This window comes from Streptomyces viridifaciens (assembly GCF_001888885.2).
GTDB classification, from domain to species: Bacteria; Actinomycetota; Actinomycetes; order Streptomycetales; family Streptomycetaceae; genus Kitasatospora; species Kitasatospora aureofaciens.
The window spans coordinates 6,381,716-6,404,560 of sequence record NZ_CP090841.1 but is presented as its reverse complement, the minus strand read 5'-3'; the positions used below and the strand labels follow the sequence as shown (position 1 = coordinate 6,404,560).

19 protein-coding genes and 2 pseudogenes are annotated in these 22,845 nt (G+C 69.5%); 13 read left to right on the top strand and 8 right to left on the bottom strand.

Annotated features, from left to right (window positions below):
* Positions 1-130 precede the first annotated feature (130 nt).
* Positions 131-1,912 carry a reverse transcriptase/maturase family protein gene (locus tag BOQ63_RS36115; protein ID WP_191093617.1) on the top strand — a complete coding sequence of 594 codons (1,782 nt, stop codon included), beginning with the start codon at positions 131-133 and terminating at the stop codon, positions 1,910-1,912.
* 345 nt (positions 1,913-2,257) lie between these two features.
* Here BOQ63_RS36115 and BOQ63_RS36110 read toward each other — a convergent pair whose 3' ends face one another.
* On the bottom strand, positions 2,258-3,871 hold the full coding sequence (locus tag BOQ63_RS36110) for a peptide chain release factor 3 (RefSeq protein WP_072655663.1): 1,614 nt from the start codon (positions 3,869-3,871) through the stop codon (positions 2,258-2,260).
* A gap of 727 nt (positions 3,872-4,598) precedes the next feature.
* Here BOQ63_RS36110 and BOQ63_RS36105 point away from each other — a divergent pair.
* The gene (locus tag BOQ63_RS36105) at positions 4,599-4,994 is read left to right on the top strand and encodes a hypothetical protein (RefSeq protein ID WP_030290324.1); all 396 of its coding nucleotides are present in this window, start codon (positions 4,599-4,601) and stop codon (positions 4,992-4,994) included.
* A gap of 363 nt (positions 4,995-5,357) precedes the next feature.
* Here the strand turns inward: BOQ63_RS36105 and BOQ63_RS36100 are convergent, their stop codons facing one another.
* A complete protein-coding gene (locus BOQ63_RS36100) occupies positions 5,358-5,579 on the bottom strand; it encodes a hypothetical protein (protein ID WP_157846518.1) in 222 nt (73 codons plus the stop codon).
* Between BOQ63_RS36100 and BOQ63_RS36095 the strand changes: the two genes are divergently transcribed.
* Complete coding sequence (locus tag BOQ63_RS36095) at positions 5,578-5,808, top strand: PP2C family serine/threonine-protein phosphatase (protein WP_143174832.1); 231 nt, start codon at positions 5,578-5,580, stop codon at positions 5,806-5,808. The two genes, BOQ63_RS36100 and BOQ63_RS36095, sit on opposite strands and share 2 nt — an antisense overlap.
* A 62-nt stretch (positions 5,809-5,870) precedes the next feature.
* Here the strand turns inward: BOQ63_RS36095 and BOQ63_RS36090 are convergent, their stop codons facing one another.
* Positions 5,871-6,101, bottom strand: a complete 231-nt coding sequence (locus BOQ63_RS36090; RefSeq protein WP_143174831.1) for a hypothetical protein — start codon at positions 6,099-6,101, stop codon at positions 5,871-5,873.
* A 1,231-nt stretch (positions 6,102-7,332) separates the two neighbouring features.
* Between BOQ63_RS36090 and BOQ63_RS36085 the strand changes: the two genes are divergently transcribed.
* Positions 7,333-7,614, top strand: a complete 282-nt coding sequence (locus BOQ63_RS36085) for a helix-turn-helix domain-containing protein (RefSeq protein ID WP_079184141.1) — start codon at positions 7,333-7,335, stop codon at positions 7,612-7,614.
* A gap of 372 nt (positions 7,615-7,986) precedes the next feature.
* Here BOQ63_RS36085 and BOQ63_RS36080 read toward each other — a convergent pair whose 3' ends face one another.
* The 3 genes from BOQ63_RS36080 to BOQ63_RS36070 form a co-directional block, all read right to left on the bottom strand.
* Complete coding sequence (locus tag BOQ63_RS36080) at positions 7,987-8,367, bottom strand: CBS domain-containing protein (RefSeq protein WP_050366934.1); 381 nt, start codon at positions 8,365-8,367, stop codon at positions 7,987-7,989.
* A gap of 158 nt (positions 8,368-8,525) precedes the next feature.
* Positions 8,526-10,073, bottom strand: coding sequence for a DEAD/DEAH box helicase (locus BOQ63_RS36075; RefSeq protein WP_072655659.1), 1,548 nt, complete (start codon positions 10,071-10,073; stop codon positions 8,526-8,528).
* 369 nt (positions 10,074-10,442) lie between these two features.
* The gene (locus BOQ63_RS36070; protein WP_035850027.1) at positions 10,443-10,646 is read right to left on the bottom strand and encodes a cold-shock protein; all 204 of its coding nucleotides are present in this window, start codon (positions 10,644-10,646) and stop codon (positions 10,443-10,445) included.
* Between the two features lie 509 nt (positions 10,647-11,155).
* On the opposite strand from BOQ63_RS36070, the gene BOQ63_RS36065 reads away from it, so the two are divergent.
* Together BOQ63_RS36065 and BOQ63_RS36060 are read left to right on the top strand one after the other, a co-directional pair.
* Positions 11,156-11,383, top strand: coding sequence for a hypothetical protein (locus tag BOQ63_RS36065; protein ID WP_030290331.1), 228 nt, complete (start codon positions 11,156-11,158; stop codon positions 11,381-11,383).
* Between the two features lie 1,239 nt (positions 11,384-12,622).
* Positions 12,623-13,729 carry a tyrosine-type recombinase/integrase gene (locus BOQ63_RS36060; RefSeq protein WP_143174830.1) on the top strand — a complete coding sequence of 369 codons (1,107 nt, stop codon included), beginning with the start codon at positions 12,623-12,625 and terminating at the stop codon, positions 13,727-13,729.
* 67 nt (positions 13,730-13,796) lie between these two features.
* Here the strand turns inward: BOQ63_RS36060 and BOQ63_RS36055 are convergent, their stop codons facing one another.
* Positions 13,797-13,973, bottom strand: coding sequence for a hypothetical protein (locus tag BOQ63_RS36055; RefSeq protein ID WP_167344895.1), 177 nt, complete (start codon positions 13,971-13,973; stop codon positions 13,797-13,799).
* Here BOQ63_RS36055 and BOQ63_RS36050 point away from each other — a divergent pair.
* From BOQ63_RS36050 to BOQ63_RS36020, 7 genes and pseudogenes are all read left to right on the top strand, one after another.
* A pseudogene (locus BOQ63_RS36050) lies at positions 13,963-14,097 on the top strand (integrase core domain-containing protein); the annotation flags it as partial. The gene BOQ63_RS36055 and the pseudogene BOQ63_RS36050 overlap by 11 nt on opposite strands.
* Positions 14,098-14,436: 339 nt before the next feature.
* Positions 14,437-15,582, top strand: a complete 1,146-nt coding sequence (locus tag BOQ63_RS36045) for a hypothetical protein (RefSeq protein WP_030290338.1) — start codon at positions 14,437-14,439, stop codon at positions 15,580-15,582.
* Positions 15,583-16,146: 564 nt separating this feature from the next.
* A complete protein-coding gene (locus tag BOQ63_RS36040; RefSeq protein ID WP_079184140.1) occupies positions 16,147-18,582 on the top strand; it encodes a SpoIIE family protein phosphatase in 2,436 nt (811 codons plus the stop codon).
* Positions 18,583-18,986: 404 nt separating this feature from the next.
* Entirely contained in the window at positions 18,987-19,112 is a 126-nt protein-coding gene (locus BOQ63_RS36035) for a hypothetical protein (RefSeq protein ID WP_267885598.1), read from the top strand.
* A 121-nt stretch (positions 19,113-19,233) separates the two neighbouring features.
* Positions 19,234-19,836, top strand: a pseudogene (locus tag BOQ63_RS36030) (DsbA family oxidoreductase); the annotation flags it as partial.
* Positions 19,837-19,994: 158 nt separating this feature from the next.
* On the top strand, positions 19,995-20,240 hold the full coding sequence (locus BOQ63_RS36025; RefSeq protein WP_318299390.1) for a tetratricopeptide repeat protein: 246 nt from the start codon (positions 19,995-19,997) through the stop codon (positions 20,238-20,240).
* 267 nt (positions 20,241-20,507) lie between these two features.
* The gene (locus BOQ63_RS36020) at positions 20,508-20,876 is read left to right on the top strand and encodes a hypothetical protein (protein WP_051835668.1); all 369 of its coding nucleotides are present in this window, start codon (positions 20,508-20,510) and stop codon (positions 20,874-20,876) included.
* A 488-nt stretch (positions 20,877-21,364) separates the two neighbouring features.
* Here BOQ63_RS36020 and BOQ63_RS36015 read toward each other — a convergent pair whose 3' ends face one another.
* The gene (locus tag BOQ63_RS36015) at positions 21,365-22,804 is read right to left on the bottom strand and encodes a DUF1254 domain-containing protein (RefSeq protein WP_072655658.1); all 1,440 of its coding nucleotides are present in this window, start codon (positions 22,802-22,804) and stop codon (positions 21,365-21,367) included.
* Positions 22,805-22,845: the final 41 nt, after the last annotated feature.

Genomic DNA, 22,845 nt, shown 5'->3' with positions numbered 1-22,845 from the left:
CGAGTCCTATGGCGACGGAGGTCCCGTAGTAGTCGCCGGAGTCACGCCCGGTCAGGGAGGACGGGAAAGCCGTCCGCAGGGCGAAGGGGGCCAGGTGATTCGGACACCCGGATATGGGGAGGTATGCGAAATGCAGAGCGCCGCAACGGTGCTGGGTGTCCTGCGTGAGCGCGGCAGGCGCCGTCTGCCGTGCAATGAACTGTATCGACAGTTGTTCAACCCGCAGTTGTATCTGATGGCCTACGGTCGCATCTACGCCAACCACGGCGCGATGACGCCCGGGGTCACGCCGGAAACCGTGGACGGCATGTCCCAGCGGAAGATCGACCGGATCATCGAAGCGATGCGCCACGAGCGCTACCGCTTCCGGCCGGTCCGGCGCGTGCACATCCCGAAGAAGAACGGGAGCACGCGACCGCTGGGGCTGCCGACCTGGTCGGACAAGCTCGTCGGCGAGGTGGTCCGCCTGATCTTGGAGGCGTACTACGAGCCGACGTTCTCCGACCGATCGCATGGATTCCGTCCCCGAAGGGGCTGTCACACCGCCTTGCGGGAGGTGGCCCACACCTGGACCGGGACGTCCTGGTTCGTCGAAGGGGACATCGCCGACTGCTTCGGCAGCCTGGACCACCAGGTCCTGCTGTCGATCCTCGGCGAGAAGATCCATGACCAGCGGTTCCTGCGGCTGGTGCGCAACATGCTCACAGCCGGATACCTGGAGGACTGGAAATGGGGAGCCACGCTCTCCGGAGCGCCGCAAGGCGGAGTGGCTTCCCCGATCCTGTCCAACATATATCTGCACCGGCTGGACGAGTTCGTCGAGAAAGTTCTGATCCCGGAGTACACCCGTGGAGAGCGCCGGGTTCGCAACCCGGCATATCTGGAGTTGCAGAATCTGCTGGCGAAAGCCCGCCGGCGCGGCGACCGGGCCCAGGCCCGGGCACTGCGTCAGCGGATGGTGAGCCTGCCGAGCGCGGATCCCAACGATCCGTCATATCGCAGGCTTCGCTATGTCCGCTACGCAGACGACCACCTCCTCGGATTCACCGGACCGAAAGCCGAGGCTGAGCAGATCAAGCACCGCCTGGCGGAATTCCTGCGCGACGAACTCAAGCTGGAACTCTCCCGGGAGAAGACGCTGATCACCCACGCCCGCACCCGGGCGGCGAGGTTCCTCGGCTACGAGATCACGACCCAGCACAACGACACGAAGAAGACCGGCCGCTACCGCAGGGTGAACGGCCAGATCGCCCTTCGTGTCCCCAGGGACGTGATCAAGGCCAAATGCGAGCCCTACCTCGTTCGCGGCAAGCCCGCGAAGCGAACGGAACTGACCAACGGCAGCGATCACGCGATCGTCGCCACGTTCGGGGCCGTCTACCGGGGCATCGTCCAGTACTACCTGCTTGCCGGAGACGTCTTCCGGCTGCACCGCCTGCGATGGGTCATGGAGACCTCGATGCTCAAGACCCTTGCGGGCAAGCACCGTTCGACCGTGACGAAGATGGCCGCCAAGCACAAGGCCAGGATCGACACACCAAACGGGCCCCGAGTCTGCTTCGAGGCCTGCATCGAGCGGGAGAACAGGAAGCCGCTGGTGGCGCGGTTCGGTGGAATCCCTCTTCAACAGCAGCGGTCGGCGAAGGTCGTCGACCGTCGGCCTGTCTGGGTGGACTATCCGCACAAGGAGCTGATCACCAGGCTCCTGGCGGACACGTGCGAGGTCTGCGGGGCCACCGGTGATGTCCAAGTGCATCACGTCCGGGCCCTCGCCGATCTCGCACGTGCTGGATGGCCGCCGTCCGACTGGGCGCGCGTCATGCTCGACCGGCGGCGCAAGACCCTCGTGGCCTGCGCTGCCTGCCACGACCGCATCCACGAGGCACGAACAGCCGGATCACACACGCCGTGATCACTGGAGAGCCGGATGACAGGGAAACCGTCATGTCCGGTTCGGCGGGAGGCCGCGCGGAAAAGGACCTGCCACGGGCAGGCACCTCGCCGCGCGGCCGACCCAACCCGCCTGGCTCAACGGTTTCCGCCGCCTCCACCGCCGCTACGAACGCAAGGGCGAGCACTTCGCCGCGTTCGCCAGCATCGCCGCAGCAGTCATCTGCCTGCGGAGAATCCCCAAATGAGATGACTTCTAACTCATCGGCAGCCACAGGGGCGGCGCGCGCCGGAAGACCCCCGGCAGGGGCCGCATTATGCGCCGTCCGCCGTGCCAAGCGGCGCCGCCGTGCCGAGAGGTCGGTGATCAGTCCGCCGTGGCGATCAGCGGCTGGAGCAGGACGTCGGGCTGGGCGCGCTGGAAGGCGTTCAGGTGCCACTTGTCGGCGAACAAGGCCAGCAGCACGTCGTCCGAGCGGCGGGTGAGCACCTCGCCGTTGGTCAGGCGGGCTTTGGCCAGGGCTGCGGCGCCGTCGGCGTCGGTGATCCGGGCCAAGCGGTAGGAGAGCTGGTCGAGGGCGATCGGGGAAGAGAACTCGTGCTCCATCCGGTGCAGGATCACGTCGAACTGCATCGGGCCGACCGCAGCCATGACCGGCGCCTGGTCGCCACGCCGGTCGGAGACCAGCACCTGGATCACGCCTTCCTCATCGAGTTGGGCAACGCCCTTGCGGAACTGCTTGGAACGGCTGATGTCCTTGGGCCGTGCCACCGCGAAGTACTCGGGGGCGAAGGCGGGCAGCGGGGGAAACTCGGTCTTCTTGCCGGTGTAGAGGGTGTCGCCGACCCGCAGCGCGCTCGCGTTGATCAGGCCGACCACGTCGCCGGGGTACGCGGTGTCGACCACGGTGCGCTCGGCTCCGAAGACGGTGTGCGCGTACTTGGTTGCGAAGGAGCGGCCGCTGGCCGCGCGGGTGACGTGCATGCCGCGCTCGAAGACGCCGGAGCAGACTCGAACGAAGGCGATCCGGTCGCGATGTGCCGGGTCCATGTTCGCCTGGATCTTGAACACCAGGCCGGAGAACTCCTCGCCGACCTCGCGGCTGCCGCCCTTGGCCAGCGGGCGGGGCCCGGGAGCCGGAGCGAGGTCGACCACGGCGTCCAGCAGGGGCTTCACACCGATGTTGGTCAGCGCGGCACCGAAGAAGACCGGGCTGATCTTGCCGGCCTCGAAGGCTTCCTGGTCGTAGCCGGGGCCGGAGGAGAGCACCAGCTCCAGTTCCTCCAGCGCGGTCGTCCAGGCTTCGCCCTCCTGCTCGGCGGCCTTCTCGGAGGTGAGCTGCTCCTCGAGGGCGGCGTGCGTGCCGGCCGGCACCTTGGTGTAGCGCAGCATCTGCTCGGTGTTCCCCGCTTCGACCAGGCCGCGCAGGTTGCCGGCGTTGCCGACCGGCCAGACGACCGGGACGGGGGTGATCCCGAGGTGCGTCTCGATGTCCTCGAGCAGGGTGAGTGCATCCCGGCCGCGCCGGTCCCACTTGTTGATGAAGGTGATCACGGGGACGCCGCGATGGCGGCAGACCGCGAAAAGCTTGCGGGTCTGCTCCTCCAGGCCCTTGGCCGCGTCGACCAGCATGATCGCGCAGTCGACGGCGGCCAGCACCCGGTAGGTATCCTCGGAGAAGTCGGCGTGGCCGGGGGTGTCGACCAGGTTCATCACGTGGTCGCGATAGCCGAACTGCAATGCGGCCGAGGTCACCGAGATACCGCGCTCGCGTTCCAACTCCATCCAGTCGCTGGTCACGCCGCGTCGGTCACCCTTGGCGTGCACCGCGCCGGCAGATGTGATCGCCCGCGCGTGCAGCGCCAGCGCCTCGGTGAGCGTGGACTTGCCCGCGTCCGGATGGCTGATCACGGCGAAGGTCCGTCGGCGGCCGGCCTCACGAAGGACCTGCGGGACGGGGACGGACTGTACAGTGCTCACGTGTTTCCTCGGGTACGCATCGGCAGCAGGCCGGGTGACGCCTCTCCGTACCTGGTGAGCCGGGGATCAGGTCCACAGGCCCAGGAACCGATAATAGGCCGCCGGACGGAATGACCCCGAAATTCCCCTTTGTCGACTGCTGCCCCGGCACCAGCCGGGAAAACAGCCGAACTGCCTTCCCCTGATGGCCGACCACATCGCACCGCGCGAATGGACCGAGGTCGGCGAACGCGGACGCCGCAGCGTCCCCAAGACCAAGCTCGTGATCTTCCTCGGCGCGATCCTCGAGGACGCGACCGCACAGGAACGCCAGCTGTTCCTGTCGCAGATGCCCGCCCCGCCCGGGTTCTGTGGCGCACCCTCGGCACCCGCCTCTACGGCCGCACCACCACCCGCGTCCGCCGGAGCAACACCGCGGTCCCACGGGCGTAGCGACCGATCCCGCCTGTGGGAGGGCGGACGCCAACCCTTCCACACGGCACCGGCGGGGAATCAAGGTGAGCAGGTCCGGCAACACCTGTATCCGGGTGGCCGTTTTCAGGGATCGCCATCACCCCGAACCACCGCGGCTGCGCCATGTCCGGGACCGGCTCACCACCAGGCCCCACCGCCCCGGTCTCCTCCACCTGAGCGGTGGTAGAGACCGGCACGGCTCCAGCCTCGGATACCGTGTTCCTACACGGGGTGCCATAACGGATGTGGCGCCCCCTACGGAGGTAGCCAGCGTATGAGTTCCAAGCGCAGCCAGAATCCAGCCCTGCCCGTCCTCGACGACGCATACCGGCTCGCGTCGGTCAAGGACACCGAAGAGTCCACCCGCGACTTGGCCGCACGGCTGGCCACCACCGAGCTGCGCCGCGTCTCCCACCCCGGCCGGGTCACCTGGGATCCCATCGATCAGGCCGATCCCGTACCGGCCCCGCCGACTGTGGTCGACGGTGACGGGGACCTGTGGCTGCGGGACCGGGGCACCGGCACCTGGACCATGCCCGAGTTCGACCCGAAGACGTTCCCGGCCCGCTGTGGCGAGGTTCTGACGTGGAATCAGCTCGCCTGTGAGTACGGCCCGCTGACCGCACTGGCCAACGACCGCCACATCGGCGGCGGCCGCCGCCGCCGATGACCGCGCCGCCCTCTGAGTAGACCGCACCCCGGAAGGACACCGACGCGGCCCTGACAGTGGCCCTTCTCCCCGACCGGGCGCGGATCGGGCAACACGGTCCGGCGGTTGTCCTGGCCGTGCGCCCGCTTCGAGGTGTCGCGTGAGCCGGCGGGCAAGCGAACCGCCGCCACGGGATGCCTGACCTGACTGGTGATGCCCTGGGAGCAGGCCCACAGCAGCGGCCGAGGCGGAGCACACCTGCTCCCTGGTGGGGCCGCTGAGCTGCACTGATCTTCGTGGAGTCCTTGAAGCCTGGGTTACGGTCCAGGCGTAAGGAGAGCCACAGCAGTGCCAGCACCACGCAAGTACTCCAATGCCGCGTGGTTAACGTGAATCCGCAGGTTGCAAGTCCGCTTCGTGTAGCGGTTCTTGCTGGTCGGGCGGGGCCCAGTCGGGTGCAAGGATGTAGGTCACGGGGGCTGGCTTGAGGAGCATGCCCTCCTTGACCGAGCGGCCGAGTGCGGCGCTGACGCCGCGGTGGCTGGAGAGGCCCAGCTGCTTGGCGATCTCAGCCGCGCGCCAGGCCCGGTCGGGGTCCGTACGCATGATCTGGAGGGTCCGGTCGAGCGCCCCCGCCGTCCCCCTGGACGCCGGCCTCACCGCCCTTGCCCAGGTCGCCACCGCCCAGGCCGCTCTGCCCCTCGAAGACCTGTGCCGGACCCTGGCCGACGCCCACCTCGGCGACGGCCGCGACGACATCGCCGTCCTCGCGCTGCGCACCCCGCCCGCCGGGCCGACCCACGGGACACCGGTGACACACTCCCGGGCCCGGTGAGAGGACGCACCCCGCCCGCGGGTCGGCCCGCTGCCGGCGCTCAGTGGTGGTCCCTGAGCGCCTCATCCGGGCCGCCTGCACCCGTGTCCATGATCTCGGCCGCTGCGCGGGAGTGCGGCGACCCGGCTCGGCCTATCGGGTCTCCGGCGGGCGGCCTCGTGCTGCCCGGTGGTGTCGATGGCATCGCGCAGGGCGGGCAGGTCCGCGATGGCGGCCTGCTCGGCGAAGCGGGCCAGCAGCCGGCGGAGGACCCGCTCGTCCCGGTCGCGGACGGCTTCGGCGATGGCCGCCACAAGCGACGCCTGTGTATGCGGGTCGGGGGTGCGCACCTGCCGCGCGGTTTGCCGCGCTTCCAGCGCTCGCCTCCTTCTCACTCGTCCTCCTGGCCGCCTTGTGCGGCGTCCTCCGCCCTGGCGCGACTGCGGCGGCCGACCGCCCCGCCCTGTGCGGGGCGCAGAATACCTCCCCGACCGGCATCGAAAAATCTATGCCAGCCAGAGTAGACATTGCCGCGCACCGTAGTTAGTGTTTCTCTCGTAGACGAGGTCAAGTGGTACCCGCCCAGACATGAACTGGCGGGCAGCAGGACAGAAGTTCGCAGATAGGAACGGTTGCAGGGTCCTGAAGCCAGGGATGGTCCATCAAGGCGACAGGGTCGGCAGCCGGGCCTGGCGGCCCGCAGACATCAGGGATCGCCACCGAGCGGTACCGCAGTTCAGCAGGACACGCCGGGCAGGTGGGCGTGAAGAAGGTGACGCAAAAGGCGGCCCGGTCACGGAGTCACGGAGCCACAGCAGGTGCAGGACGGCGACGGGACTGGCGACCGGGCCAGGTGGCCCGCAGGCATCAGGGGCCGCTACCGAGCGGTACCGAGTTCGGCAAGTGCATTACCAGCAGGTGACGTCGAGTCAGGCAATACCGGCAGTCGCAGTACGCGGTATCCCAGTGAAGGCGCCAGGCTGCCGGCGCGCGTACTGGGAGTCCGGCAGCGGGGCTCCAGGCCGAGTGGTTGAGCAGGACGGGCCACGGGGCTGGCTGCCGGAACCGGCGGACCGCAAGGACCGCAAGGACCGCCACAGCAGTACCGGATAGTTGGCACTACCACGCAGTTCGCAGTACCAGCAGTTCAGCAGGTCGCAGTACCCGGAAGTTGGAAGTACCCGCAGTTCGCAGTAATTCGGTCAGTACAGAGGATGAACGGAGGGGACAGAGCGCCATCAGGATCGCCCGGCCCGTGAAGCATCAACCGGGCGGATTCCGAAGACCCCCAAGGCAAGGACGGTGGTTTCCGGTCACGCATACGCGATCCCCGCACGCCCCCACCCCCGGGGCGAGGCGGACACAAGGAAGCCGGCCACAGGGCCGACAGATGGTGTAAAACCCTTCGGGGCCCCGGGAGCCGAAACGGCCCCGGGGCCCCTCAGCGCGTCCACCGACACAACAAGAAGAGGTGCAGTGACCACAGCAACCAGCCGACCGCACACCCCCGACTCCCTCGACGACGACGACTACCCCGCCTACACCATGGGCCGCGCCGCCGAGATGACCGGCACCACCCCCGGCTTCCTGCGCTCCCTCGGCGAGCATGGCCTCATCACACCGCTGCGCTCGGAGGGCGGACACCGCCGCTACTCCCGCTACCAGCTACGGATCGCGATGCGCGCCCGCGACCTCGTCGACCAGGGCACCGCCATCGACGCCGCCTGCCGCATCATCATCCTCGAAGACCAACTCGAAGAAGCGCTGCGCATCAACGAGCAACTGCGCTCCTCCCAGCACGGCCAGGAACCCGCCGCCGACACCTGACCCGCCCACCCGCCAGGGCGACGAGACCGGCCCGCGGTGGGCGACAGCCGCGCACCGCCGGCCGCCCCGGAGACGAGTCCCCGCTCTGGTGCACCGGACGACCGTCGCGCACCGTTCCGGCCGCGCGGCACCTGCCGCACCGGTCGCGGCCCTGCTGCACCGCCCCGGCGCCGACCAGGCGCTGTGTGAGTTCCACCCCTGCGGAAGCCGCTTCCGGGCCGCGGGATTCCGGGGGTCGTGTGAGGCCGCACCGACCTGCGCGTCCACTGCCCGGAGGGCCTCCCCTGGCGGGACACGGGGCCGAAAGCAGCGGTGAGGGATACTGCGAGCGGACAGGCCGATGGCCGGCGCGTCGGCGCCGGCGGGACGGTCCTAGAAGCTGAGTAGGCCGATTGCGTGGCCGTCATGGTCCACCACCGGCCAGACGTCCAGGCCTCGGGCGCGCATGGCGGCGGCCGCCGCGTCTGCGGGCATGTCGGCGGTGGCGAACGGGGCGCGGTCGAGGACGATGTCGCGCACCGGGGTCCGCTCGGTGTACCAGGAGCGGGCCTGGAACGGCGCGAGGTGCAGGCGCGTCAGCAGCCCCGCACAGCGGCCGTCGTCGTCGCGAACCAGGAGGTGGTCGACGCCGGAGCTCTGCAGGATGTCCATCGCCATGTCGACCATGACGTCGTCACTGACCTGCAGCTCAGGGCATGTCATGAGGTCGCCGACCGTGGCGGCGGTCTCGGTACGTTCGAGGGTAATGGTCATGGGCAGACTCCTTCGCGTATCCACCGCCGGGACCGACGGTAGGCAGAACGCTGACGGTGGGACGGCCGGCAAGTGCGCCGGAGCGGGCCGAGAATGCTGTTCGCTTGGTGAGCGGTGGAGCCGGGACCACGGCGGCAGTCCCGGCCCCCACGTACGCGCTAAGCGGCGAGGGCGACACGGCGCGGTGCCCGGCGGCGGCCGGAGGAGCCCTTGCTGTCGCGGCCCGTGGCGGTAGCGCGGGTGTCGACTCCCGCGTGGGCCGGGCGGCCGCGGCGCCCGCGGCTCGTGGACGCGCTGCGGCGGGGGCGTTCGACGACGGGGACGGCGATCACGGTCGGGATGCCCGTGGGCACCCGAGCGCCGGTGATGCGCGCCAGGTCATCGTCACCGGCGCTCACGCGGGTGGTGACGGGGGTGATGGCGGCCGTGGCCATCATGCGGGCCATCGCGCGGCGCTGGTTGGGCAGCACCAGGGTGACGACGGTGCCGGACTCACCGGCGCGGGCCGTGCGCCCACCGCGGTGCAGGTAGTCCTTGTGGTCGCTCGGCGGGTCGAGGTTGACGACCAGGTCGAGGCCGTCGACGTGGATGCCCCGGGCAGCGACGTTGGTCGCGATCAACGCGGTGACCTGACCGGTGCGGAACTGCTCCAGGGTGCGGGTGCGCTGCGGCTGGGACTTGCCGCCGTGCAGGGCGGCTGCCTTCACCCCGTTGGCGAGCAGGTCCTCCACCAGGCGGTCGGCGCCGTGCTTGGTGTCGGTGAACATGATCACGCCACCCTCGCGGGAGGCGATGTGTGCGATCGTGGCGGCCTTGTCGGAGTTCTGCACGTGCAGCACGTGGTGCTCCATCGTGCTGACCGCGCCTGCGGACGGGTCCACCGAGTGGGTGACCGGGTCCTTCAGGAACCGCCGGACCAGGCGGTCGACGTTGCGGTCCAGGGTGGCGGAGAACAGCATCGTCTGGCCGCCCTCGGCGACCTGGTCGAGGAGCTCGGTGACCTGCGGCAGGAAGCCCATGTCGGCCATCTGGTCGGCCTCGTCGAGGACCGTGATGCCGACCTCGTCCAGCTGGCAGTCACCGCGCTGGATCAGGTCCTTGAGGCGACCGGGGGTGGCGACCACGACCTCGGCCCCATGGTTCAGGGCGTGGGTCTGGCGTCCGATCGACATCCCGCCGACCACGGCCGCCATGCGCAGCCGCAGTGCGTGGGCGAACGGGGTGAGGGCGTCGGTGACCTGCTGTGCGAGCTCGCGGGTGGGAACCAGCACGAGGGCCAGCGGGCGGCGCGGCTCCGCGCGCCGGCCGGCGGTGCGGGCCAGCACAGCGAGGCCGAACGCGATGGTCTTGCCGGAGCCAGTGCGGCCTCGTCCGAGGACGTCACGTCCGGCCAGCGAGTTCGGCAGCGTGGCGGCCTGGATCGGGAACGGCGCGGTGACGCCCTGCCGGGTCAGCACCGACAGCAGCGCCTCCGGCATGTCCAGCTCGTCGAACGCTTCGACGGCCGGCAGCGCCGGGGTGGTGCTCACCGGCATCGCGAACTCGCCCTGCAGGGGGGAGCCCTGACGGGAGTTGCGGCCGACGGCGGGCCGGTCGCCGTAGAAGGAGCTGCCGCCGGAGCGGGATCCGTAGGAATTTCCGGAGCGGGCGGAGCCCGAGGAGCGGGAGTTGGTGTTGCGGTACGGGGAGCGACTGGAGCGGTTCATGGGAAACCTTCCTGGGGCGGCGCGTCACGAGGCGGCTCCGCAGCGCGGGGCGCCGGCAGGAGATCGCGAGGAACGGGCCGAAAGTATGGAGAGGGCGGGGCGTGGACGGTGAAACCGTGCGGCACGTCACCTCAGGTCCGCGCTCACCGCGAAGGCAAGGAGCGAAGATCCTCGAACCGTGGGTGTCACGGCAGGGCGCCGATCCGGACGCGGCGCGGGACGTCTCGCGTGGGGATGGCCGCCGGTGGCGGAGCCAGGGGGCCTGAACGGCCGGGGATGTGCATCGTGGCGCAATGCCGAGGGGCCCGCACCGGGCATCATGTACGCGGTGCGGGCCCCTCGCTACCAGGCGGGTGCCGTGGCAAAAAACTACAGCGGACGAATGTTCTCGGCCTGCGGGCCCTTCTGGCCCTGCGTGACGTCGAACTCGACCTTCTGGCCCTCGAGCAGCTCACGGAAGCCGTTGGCGTTGATGTTCGAGTAGTGGGCGAACACGTCAGCGCCGCCACCCTCCTGCTCGATGAAGCCGAAGCCCTTTTCCGCGTTGAACCACTTCACAGTGCCATTAGCCATAAAAGAATCTCCTTCAAGGGGCTGTCCGAAACCCGCACAGCGCGGACTTCGAGTCGCCGCGATGAGCACCCACCCGGGGAAGAGCCGGGAAACAAAAAGGCGCCTGCGAAACATCAGCAGGCGCACACAAAGTTCATGGGAACCACTACTGCAACTAAAACTACTCTAGCAGGTCCAGGCCCGCGACGGGCGGAAATTCCACCCCCGGTTCTGCAGGGCCCTTCCCCCGGGACCGCAGGTCGCGAGGCAACATGACCGTCAACACACATGAGAAACAGCCTAGTTGGCCTGGAAGCTCTGCCCTCTCGACGCCCGCGCCCCACCCTCCTCGGATGGGCGAGCCCCACGGGCGCCAAGGACGGACCTGCCCCGCCGCGCCGGCCACGCAGCGCGCCCACCGGCGCCATCCGTGATCATTGCGGACGGCGTACGCGAAATTCCTGCCGTGGCTCAGAAATTAAGCGCACCAGAAGACCAGCTCCCGCGATTTTCAGCGCATACTGCAAGGAATGACACGATCTGTAGCAGTCCGCCGCATCCTGCCCACCAGCCCCTTCAAGGCCCGGATCGAAACGCCACGCAAGCACTTCACCGTCGGAGACCGCGTCACCCACGACACGTACGGCCTCGGCCGGGCCATCGAGGTCGAAGGAGACAGCGATATCGCGGTCCTCGTCGACTTCGGATCTCGGCGCGAAAGCATCACCCAGCCCTACGCCACCATGTACAAGCTCTGACCCGAGACCGACGCGGTTCTCTGAGGCGGAGGGTACGCGCGACGCCGAGCTGGCCGAGCGTCCCCTCCGAATCGCATGGGCGCCCGCCACAGCGCCTCTGATCTACCGGCCCTTGCCGACGCCATCACCCTCATCACGAGCGCGCCTCTGCGCGACCAGCTGTCGAAGGCGGTGGACGCAGCCCTGCGACGCACGCCGTGAGCCCATCCGCCTCCGTCCGGTGCCCGGGCTCTCACCGCGAGCCGCAGGTCAATGGCCCAATTCCGCTTTGGTGATCGCATGGTGGTCGCAGCCAGTCATTCGGACGCGAAATCTGTAGCCTCCCCGAGTTGATCAAGGAGTGGGGACCGCAGGAGGTAGCTGACACCCACTCAGGCCCGCCGCCCGCTGGAACAGTCCACGCCGCGGGTTCCACGAGCATGCCCATTCCCCGGGAAACCGCGCTCGTTCCGGTACCGGAGCGGCGTCCGGCAGCCCATCACACTGCGCTCAGCTGTTCGACCGAACGGACAAAAGCCGCACTGTGCTGCGTCGAGCTGCTCCGCGATCAGCCGCGACACTCATCGGCAGGACGTGAACGGGCATTCACGACCACACTGCGACCACCAACCATGAAGGCCGTCTCCGTCATCCGGCGGAAACGGCCTCTGACCTGCAGCGTTGCAAGTCGGGACTACAGGATTTGAACCTGCGACCCCTTGACCCCCAGTCAAGGGGTTCACTTATTGTCAACAGTCGAGACCCTGAGGTCTCGGCCTTCCTGTTGCTCGACCACCATGAAGTGAAAGTGAATTGGGACTTCTCTGCGAAAGCGATGCCGCAGGCTGCTGACGGTGGCTCACTGTTTACTTTGCACGCAAGTGTCCGTTTCGGATCACCAGCGCCCATAGGCGCTCATCAGGTGCGGTCCCAAAATGGTCCCCAGACCGACTACCCCACCGCAGGTACTGCCTGTGATCGATATCTGTCGTGCTTTCAGCAAGCAGCGTCACGCCTGCCCGACTGTCCTTGCGCCGATGTCGTCAGCCGACCCACGGGGCCGGCGTCTGCGGGCGGATCATGGTCGCTTACCCCCTGGCTACGGATGGTGATCTTCCGCGCGGTGTGTCGTCTTGAGCGTGTCTTCGCCAGATGGTTCTGACGTGCCTCGCGCACCGCCCAGCGCGCTCTGCCGCCACACCCGACGTGGCAGCCACTCTTGCCCAGAGTCACCATCCAGTCCGAGAGAAGGGGAAGCTCATGGGACAGCGTGCGCAGCGGGGTCGGGTCTACCGGCGGTGTGGTTGTACGGACGGGAACGGCAAGCAGCTGGGTCTGTGGTGCGTGCGGCTGCTCGAGGAGGCGGGTCGCGGGTCGTGGACATACTGCGTCGACCTGGCCCCGGAAGAGGGCGAGCGCCGCACCCGCCGGCGCGGCGGGTTCGCCACCCGGGCCGAGGCGGCGCGGGAGATGAAGGCGGTGCTGGACGGTGAGTTGCGGGGCGTCTACGAGGACCGCCGCACCACGGTGGCGAGCTTCCTGCGCCAGTGGCTGGCCACGAAGAAGGAGGAGCTCGCCCCGAACACCTACGCCGGCTACGAGGCGCGCGTCGAACGAGACCTCATCCCCGCCTTCGGCCACTACCGCCTCCCGGACCTGCGCCCCCAGCACATCGAGCGCTGGATCGCCGCCCAGCGCAAGGCCAAGCGCGGCAAGGTCACCGTCTACAGAATCGTCTCCACCCTGCGCAACGCCCTCAACGCCGCCGTCCGCGCCTGGGGACTGCGCTACAATCCGGCCAAGCACTCCGTCCCGCCCAGGCCCCGCGCCGCCGAGCGCATCTGCTGGCCTCCCGAGCAGGCCGCGGCGTTCCTGCAGCAGGGTGTGGAGCAGTACGCGGACCAGCTGACCGATCTGTTCGAGGTCATGCTCGGCACCGGCATGCGCCGCGGTGAGGTTCTCACCCTGCACTGGTCGGACGTCCACCTCATGGACCGCAAGCTGTTCGTCCGCTGGACCCTGGCCGCGATCGACAACGGGAAGATTCATCTCCGGGAGCCGAAGACCGAGGCGGGCCGGGCCTGGATCAGCCTCTCCCCCAGGGTCATGGCCGCCCTCCATCGCCAGGCCGCGATCCAGAAGCGCCACACTGCGGCCAGCATCATGATCGCCGAGAACATCCCCATCGCCGTCATCTCCAAGACCCTGCGGCACTCCACCATCGCCACCACGATCAACCTCTACGGCCACCTCCTCAAGGACTCCGCCGACCAGGCCGTGCTCGCGTTGGCCCAGGCGCTCGACCGGGCCGCCGCCGGGCAGAGTCCGGTCCCCGGGCCTGGCGAGGTCCTCCGGCGGGCGGCGTAGCCACACGTCGAACGGCTTCGGTGCTGCGGATTGGATTCGGGTGGGGCGTCTTTGGCCGGGCTTCCGGTCAGAGACGCCCGAGCGTCGCGTCGGCAGCAGGGGTCTCATCCTCGTCGGAGTCCGGGCGGAGCACGTCGAGGAGGTCGTGCGCTGCCCAGTCCGGAAGGGTCATCGCCGGCGGGACCGACAGCCGGGCTTCGCGCCGGAGGGATCCCTCCTTGAAGGCTGAGGAAGTGGAGGTCATCAAGACGCCACCTCGTGCTCCGCGAGCGAACGCCCACTGCGAACGAGTCATCGGAACCCTGCGTCGAGAGGCCCTCGACCACCTACTGATATGGAACGAGATCCACGCCCGGCAGGTCCTCGACACCTACGCCCGGCACTACAACCGCCATCGCCCACACCAGGCTCGAGCACAGCTCCCGCCCCTCGCTCAGGCGCCCCGTGCCAAGAGCCGACCTGGCCGCTCACCGGCTCCTCCGCACCCGCGTGCTCGGCGGCGTCATCAACGAGTACCGATACGCGGCCTGACCAGCGGCGACAAGATTCCGGTCGGCACAGGCATCGACACCAACACGCCGCCCCGGGAGGTCCCCAACGGGTGCCACGATGGCGCTCGAACCCGTCACTGCCCCAAGCGAAGTGAGTCATACCACGACAGCAGGTTGATCGGTGATATGACGGAGTCGAGCTGGAGGTGGTCCGTCATGACCCGGTACTGCGTCGACCCTGTTCGACACGAACTCATCGCCACCTGGGGAACCGGCGAGGGCGACCTTGCCACCCGCATCGCCACCGTCCCGACCGGCACGGACCTCGCCGCGCTGTCCCGCCTAGCCGGTGCACTCACCCAGCTGTCGACAGCGGCCTGGCGCACCTACACCCACCCGGCCAGCGCCGCCGACTCATTGGAGGTCAACAGCGAGGGCTGGCGTCGGGAAGAGGAACGCAAGGCGTTCGACGAGGTCACCGCAGCCGTGACCACGCCGAACCTCCCCCAGGGCGGCTCGATGATCGTCGAGTACAGCCCGGTGCTGGAGAACGCGCACCGCGTCGGCCGCGCCCTCATCGCCCTGGACATCCCGGATTTGACCGAGGCGATCCGCGCCGAGACCACGGTGGAGCTGGCCGCCGTCGAGAGCGCCGAGCTCGGCGACCTCACCGGACGGGCCCAGCAGGCCGTGCTCCTCAGCCGCGAAGGCGCCTCCCCCGCCCAGGTCTCCGCCGCCGACCGGCTCCTGCAGGAGGACCCGTTCGGCCCGGCCGCGCTCTACTCCGACATCGACCCCACCGCCGCAGCCGTGGCAGCCGCCCACTGGCTCTACGCCGCCGCCGAAGCCGTCTCGGAGGCATCCGGGTACGCACCCACCGAGGTGATCCGGGAAGCGGACAACATCGAGGCACTCCCCCACGCGACACCCACCCTCGTCCTGGAACTCCTCGACAACGGTGTCTCCCCCTACGACGCCGTCACCGGGCTGGTGCGCCATGCCATGCGGGTCGCCGACGGCGTACTGCCCGACCCGGCCGCTGTCCGCGAGCAACTCGACGAGGACGAGGAGATGATCATCGAGTACGACGACGATTCCGAGGAGGCGGACGACGTGCTCACCGGTATCCGCCTCACCCCGCTGGACCCACGACGCCCCGCCCACGACCTCCTCGAAGACCTCCTCACCGGCATCAACGGCTGCTGGCTCCTCCACCAGGAATACGCTGAGGACGAGGATCGGGACGACGACGAGGAAGAATCGGACGACGAGACAGCCGAACGGCACCAGCACCACAGCCGCGCCCAGTTCGCCGCACTAGTCCGCGCCATCGCCGCAGACAACCGCGACCGACTCGTCTGACACCGCATCCACCCGGCAGCCGACGGCGCTCATACCCGGACCAACCGCCGCGCCAGGGTCGACTCCACCCCGTGACAAGCAGCTCCGAGCCCACCCCGACGGCTCGGCACAACCGCGTCAGCAATCAAGAGTGTGACGGGCAGCGCGTCAGCCATCCAGCCTCTTTGGCAACTCAGAGCGACAGCACCCAACCTGACGGCAATCGGACGGCAGCCTCCAGACGATCAACGTCCGCCCCCGAGATCGGCCCGATATTACTCAGAGTAGTCAGACCAGCCCCCCCCGGCCCAGGGCCGTCCCAGAGCTGCCGGCAACGTGGCCAGTCGCCCGCCCCAGCCGATTCCCTTCTCGCTGCGGACGCGGGAGAGCTCGCGGCGCTGGACGGTCGGCACGTCGGGGGTGGCGGGCGTTCCTGTGCTGCCGGAGCAGGTCGCCCATGGTGCAAGTGCCGGGTTTCGCGGGGCGGTTCTCGTGCCCCAGGCCCGGCTTCCGCGGCCCGATGTGAACTGGTGCCGTTCCCGAGGAATCCTTGAGTCAACGGACGCGTGAAGCGAGATGATCAGCATGGACACACCAGCGACGGGTGAGGGCCATCCCGGTGGCTCCTTCGCCACGGGTGCGGCCGTGGCCACCGCGGCTCCGGACGGAGCACTGACGGGCTGGAGTACCGGCGCACAACGGCTGCTCGGATACTCCGACTCCGAGGCCGTGGGCCGGCCCGCAGCGGATCTGCTCGCGTCGCCCCTCCCTACATCCGCTCGCGAGCGGCTGGCCGGGCAGGAGGGCTGGGTCGGACCTGTGGTCCTGCGCCACCGCGACGGCCACCCCGCGGAATGCCGACTGTGTGCCCGTCCGCTGCCCGCCGGTGACGGCCAGGCGGGCTGGCTGCTCGAGGCCGCCCCACTGGGGCAGGATAACGACCGCGAGAACGATCCGCTGCTCCACTGGTCATTCGACCAGTCCCCGCTCTCTCTGGCGATCTACGACACCGAGGGCCGGTTCGTGTACGTCAACGAGGCCATGGTGCAGCAGCTCGGAGCCCCGGAGGGGGAGCTTCGCGGGCGCCGGATCACCGAGCACATGCCGGATCCGCTGTTCGGCGTCCCCCAGCGGAGTGTCGAGCGAGTGGCGGCGACCGGTCGGCCGGAGCACCTCGAGAACTACCTGCGGGTGCCGGGAGAGGCCTTCCCGCACGCCTGGATCGTCCACTTCACGCCGCTCAAGGACCCGGCGGGGCTGGTGCACGGCGTGCAGATGACCGCACTCGACTTCTCCGAGCAGCACGCGGCCCGCGAACGTCTGGCGCTGCTCGACGAGGCCGGCAGGCGGATCGGCAGCACCCTGGATGTGGCCCGCACTGCCCAGGAGTTGGCCGACGTGGCCGTGCCCGCCTGCGCGGACTTCGTTTCGGTCGACCTGCTCGATGCCGTGCTGCACGGGGATGAGCCCGCACCGATCCCCACCGACCGCCCCCTGGTTCTGCGGCGCGTGGCCGTCTGCTCCGATGTGCCGGGTGTCGTCGCGGTCGGCGATCCGGCCCGCTATCCGGAGTTCTCACCGCATACCCTCTGCCTGGCCACCGGCCGGGGCACGGCGCACCGGATTACCGATCCCGAGATCGTCCGTTGGCTGGCCGAGGACCCGGACCGGGCCGCCTGGATACGCCGGCACCGTGCGCACTCGCTGCTCGCGGTACCGCTGCGTGCCCGCGGTACGAACCTCGGCGTCGTCCTCTTCACCCGTCTGGACCCGTCCGCGCCGCCGTACGGGCGGGATGACCTGCCGATCGCCGAGGAACTGGCGGCGCGCGCCGCGGTCTGCATCGACAACGCCCGCCGCTACACGCGCGAGCACACCACCGCCCTCACACTCCAGCACAGCCTCCTGCCACAGGGGACTCCCGAGCAGGCCGCCGTCGACATCGCGGGCCGCTACCTGCCCGCGGACTCGAAGGCCGGCATCGGCGGTGACTGGTACGACGTGATCCCGCTCTCCGGCGCCCGGGTCGCCCTCGTCGTCGGCGATGTCGTCGGCCACGGCATCCACGCCTCCGCCGCCATGGGCCGCCTGCGCACCGCCGTACGCACCCTCGCCGACGTCGATCTGGCCCCGGACGAGCTGCTCGCACATCTGGACGACCTCGTCATCCAGCTCGGCACGGGGAAGGAGTGCGCTGACGCGCCGCCCGGAGAACTCGGAGCCACCTGCCTGTACGCGGTCTACGACCCCATCTCCCGCAGGTGCTCGCTCGCCAGCGCCGGCCATCCATGGCCCGCTCTGGTGACCCCTGACGGCACCGTGGACTTCATCGAACTGCCCACCGGCCCGCCACTGGGCCTGGGCGGGCTGCCGTTCGAGACCGTCGAAACCGAGCTCCCCGAAGGCAGTATCGTCGCGCTGTTCACCGACGGCCTGATCGAGGCCCGCCACCGCGACGTCGACACCGGCCTGCACGCGCTGCGCGCGGCCCTCGCCGGCCCTGTCCCCTCGCCGGACACGGCCTGCGACCTCGAAACCCTCTGTGACGCCGTCCTGAAGACGATGCTCGACGAGCGGCCCGCCGACGATGTCGCACTGCTGATCGCCCGCACCCGCGCCCTGGACGCCGGGCACGTCGCCTGCTGGGACCTGCCCGCCGATCCGGCCGTCGTCGCCGAGGCCCGCACGCGGACGACCGCACAGCTCCACGCGTGGAAGCTGGACGAGCTGGCCTTCGTCACCGAACTCGCGGTCAGTGAGCTGGTGACCAACGCGATCCGGTACGCCGCCCCGCCCATCCAGCTGCGGCTCATCAAGGACCGGACGCTGATCTGCGAGGTTTCCGACGCCAGCAGCACCGCACCGCATGCGCGCCGCGCCCGCATCTTCGACGAGGGCGGACGCGGCCTGATGATGGTCGCCCAGCTCACCGAGCGCTGGGGCACGCGGCACACCGGCACCGGCAAGACCATCTGGGCCGAGCAGCCCCTCCCCCGTCTGCGCGCCCAAGCCCCGACCTGACCCCGGATCCACACAGCCGTAGTCGACACGTACCGCTCTGCGGTCCTTCGAGGCCGGATCGGCGGCAAATCCCGCTGACCGGCCGGAGTGATCACCAGGTGGTCGGCAGCGTGGAGACGCCGTCCGCCACCGCAGGAACCACTTCGCGACGGACAGCACGAGCGAGGACGTCGAGCCCGGCGACCTGAACCCGACCGGTGACACCGTCGTCCCCCGCTTCGCGGACCTGCGTGTGAACGACGGCGGCAGAGCCTCGTATGCCTCCGCCATCGCCAAGCAGCACCTCGAGGTCACCCGTATCCACAAGAGCCCGCCCGGGCCCGGCACACTGGTCGGGCTCCGGGCGAGCGTGAGTCCACTCCGGTGAGAAGCGTCAGGAGAGCAGGCCGTTGTAGTCCGGCAGCTTGGAGGTCTTCTCGGCGTGGCCGCCGTTCAGGTCGGTCTTCGCCGGCGGCAAGGCCGTCAAGACCATCGTCGGCGCCCTGCCGAAGGACGAGCTCAAGCGGAACCTCGTCGACTTCATCGGCTGACCGCCCCGCACGTGGGGCCGCACCGGCCCCGGTCGTCAACCCACTCCGCGGGCCGGTGTGGGCGCCCGGCGCCCACACCGGCCTGCACACCCGCACGGCGAGCAAGAGCCCCAGAGAGGACATGAGGGCAAGGATGCGTATCGAGATCTGGGCGGACGTGGTCTGCCCCTGGGCCTACATCGGCAAACGCCGACTGGAGGCAGCCATCGCCGACCCGGCGCTGTCCGCCCGCGACATCGAGGTCGTCTGGCGCCCCTACCGGATCGACCCGACCGCCCCGCCCCAGGCCGCCCCGACGGAACCGGCCCAGCGCGACCCGATGGTCGACGACGCCGCAGCCCGGTGCGTGGTGGACCCGCCGACCACAGGGAGCTCGGGGACGGCAGACGACCGGGTGCCCATCTCCCGAATCGCAGCCACGGAAGGACTCGGACCGAACTGGGGCCCGGCCTGGCGATCCAGCAGCCACGACGCCCAGCGCCTCCTCGCCCTCGCCCACGAGCACGGCGGCAGCACACTGCAGGACACCGTGGCCGAGCACCTGATGCGGGCGCACTTCGTCGAGGGCCATGACATCAGCGCGCGTGAGACGCTCCGGACCATTGCGGCCACCGCCGGATTCGCCGAAGCCGCCGCGCTGCTCGACACCGACGCGGCCGACCGCACCGTCCGGGAGCTTCGCCTGGTCGGCAAGGCGCGGGGTATCAAGACCTCCCCGACGATCGTCGTCGGGGCCCGGGCCCTGGCCGGCGCCCAACCACCCGACGTCATCGCCGACTTCCTCGCCACCGCAGGCCCCGAACGCGACGTACCCGAAGAGGTCGGGCGCCTGCGCTACGCCGAGTCCCTCCTGGAACGCGCGACCCGCTCGGAGCGCTCACCTTGCTCCAACCGCTGCTCGACGATCACGGCGACGACCTCAACGTACGTCGCCTCGCCGCCCGCGCGTACTTCACCTCCGCCCAGCTCGGCCGCGCCCGGCAAGCTCTGGAACAGCTGGTCACCGACCTGCCGGACGACTCCTACCTCCGGCTCATGCTCGGTCGCACCTTTCAGCGCCTGAGCTTGCACGAGCAGGCCGCTCCGCACCTGAAGGTCGCTGCTGCTATGACGCCGGAGTTCGCCTGACCGGACGACAACCGATCACCCGCGCTTCGAGCGATGCGGGGCACGCCGCCGGCCCCGGCCGTCGGGTCAGCCATCGGTGGCGTCAGCTGCCGTAGACGCCGGCCTCGTACAGCGAATAGCCCCAGTTGGTACCGCGCTGCAGCCCGTGGATCCGTACGTGGCGCGCTGACGTTCCGGTGAACTGCGCGGTGCCCAAGCCGCCGTCACCGGCGGTCGTGGGTGACCCGCTTGACCAGGCTCGGGGCCCCGAGATCGTTCCGGGGCCACATGAGCGATCAGGAGAAGGGCATCGCATTCCTCGCGTTGCGGCACCAGTTACTGGTCCTGCAACTCCAGGTGGGCACGCCATCGTTCACTGACACCGACCGCGCGACGCTCACCGGCCCGCTCCACCGCCTCCCGAGGGACAGACTGTGCCAACTCCTGACCCTGGTGCGCCCGGACACGATTCTCCGCCGGGACCGCAACCTGCCCAAACGGCGCCACACCGCAACCTGTGCGCCGAAGCGGCGCGGACGCCCACCCACCCTCCGCTCGATCCGCGCCCTAGGGCCGATGCGCAACCGGTCGGACACCGGTCCTGGCAGCCAGGAGTCCGCCCCCCTCACCGACATGGCGACCGCGGCCGGAGCCTGACCGCATCTTCGCGAGAGGCCCAAAAGCATCTTCCCCAGAGGGTCTTGGAGCCCGCCTTCGGACGCTGCCCTTGCCGATAACCTCATCCGCCCTGGTGAGGGCCGGTGAGCGGTGATCCACCAGATGTCGACCGCGTTGCCGAGTCGGCGCTCTGGCGAGACTGGCGATTGGCCCGGCATGGTGATCAACGTGCTGCTGCGACTGGCCTATCTGGGTCTAGCGGGTCGGCCTGCTGCGGCCGGCCGTCGAGGGCGGCCCGGGCTGGCAGCCGGTCCGATCCATCTCCCCGACCACGGTGATCGCCATCCGATACGCGCCCCGGGTCGCGCCGGGAACCGCCCCGGACGTATACGCCCCTCGGTGGCGGGTGAACCGTTGTTCAGCCGCCACCGATCCGTGGTGTCCTCGGAGGATGCGTTCGCGTCCACAAGCAGCGAGGCGGGGCAATCTCACGATCTGGTTGCAGGATTGCTGCCTCGAGGCTTGCGTCAGCTGGTCATGGTGACCGGGGGCGGGGTCCAGGTGCCGTCGAGGACACTGGGCTTGGGCCAGTACATACGCAGCATCAGGGAGAACTGGCCGCTGGGTGCGGGTAGCCAGTTGGACTGCTTGCCCGCCGGGGCGTCGTGCTGGATGTAGATGTCCATGGAACCGTCAGGGTTGAGAGTCGGCTTGACGGTGTGCCCGACCTCGTAGCGGTTGATCGGGTTGGGGACCAGGAAGCCGGATGCGTCGTACATCGTGAGGGACCAGAAGGCGTTCACCGGCGGGGTGTGGCCGGGGGCGAAGTGGATGACGTACCGGTCGGCTCCGGTCAGCGGCTTGCCCTGGCTGTCGGTGCGGGTCAGCGGATAGACGGCGTCCTGGGGGAGGTTGGCGCCGAGTCCGTACCAGGCCGTGACCGCGCGCAGCATGTAATCGGTGCCGTAGTCGCCCAGGTTGCGCATGACGCGCCAGCCGTTCGCATTGTTTCCGGACGTGGCGAGTGCGGCCTGGATCTGCTGCTGGGCCGCGGGTACGGCCTGGCGCAGGGCTCGTGCTGTGGCGGGGCCCTTGGCGTTGATGCCGAACGGCCGGCCGGGGACGATGCCCAGGCGGGCCAGGGTGGCCGCCATGGGGGCGTCCTTCTTCGCGGGCGGGTTGGTGGCCATGGCCGAGGCCAGCTGAACAAAGAAGCTCTGCGCGTTCATTTCGGCGACGCGGGTGGCCGGCGCTGTGGCGGGGACGGTCGGGTCGACGTGGCCTGCGGGCGGGGTGTAGGGGTGGCCGTAGGCGCTCAGCGGTTCGAGGGTGTAGTGGCTCACCAGGGCCTCGACGGCGGGCAGGTCGGAGGGGCCGTTGTACTGGGTTCGGCCGATGATCCACGCGGTCTGGGTGGGGGCCTTGATCTGCTTGACTCCGGCGGGCAGCCGGCCGTGCCAGCCGGGACCGGTGATGGCGAAGTCGCCGGCCGCGCTGCCGGTGGTGCGGGTGCCCGGGGAGGCGAAGACGTCGGTCCAGTCGTCGAGCATGGGCATCAGGAAATACCGGCCGTGGGTGTCCGGTACATGGAGCACGATGGGCCCGGCCTTCAGGTCCAGCCACGCCGAGGTGTACAGGGTGTCGACGTTGGGGGCCACCACGGTGTGGAACTGCGGGCTTGGAGTGGTGTCCGCCTTGGCGAACTGGTTCACCGGTGCTCGCATGGTCGCCGGATCGGGCTTGACGACGTTGGTGGACGCCTGCTCGGTGGCCCGCATCAGGACCAGCGGGTAGCCGTATACATACGCGTTGACCGCGTCGGCGGTGGTGGTGCTGGCGGCGGGAGCGGGCGAAGGCTGTGCCGCGCTCGCCTGGGCGGCGGTTGCCGGCCCGGCGGCCAGCACGAGTGCCGCCGCCCCCACGCAGGCGGCGGCACCCCAACGTCGGGGTTGACGCGTTGCGTTCATAACGGTTGTTCCTCACAAGACAGTTGTCAGAGTTGACGGCA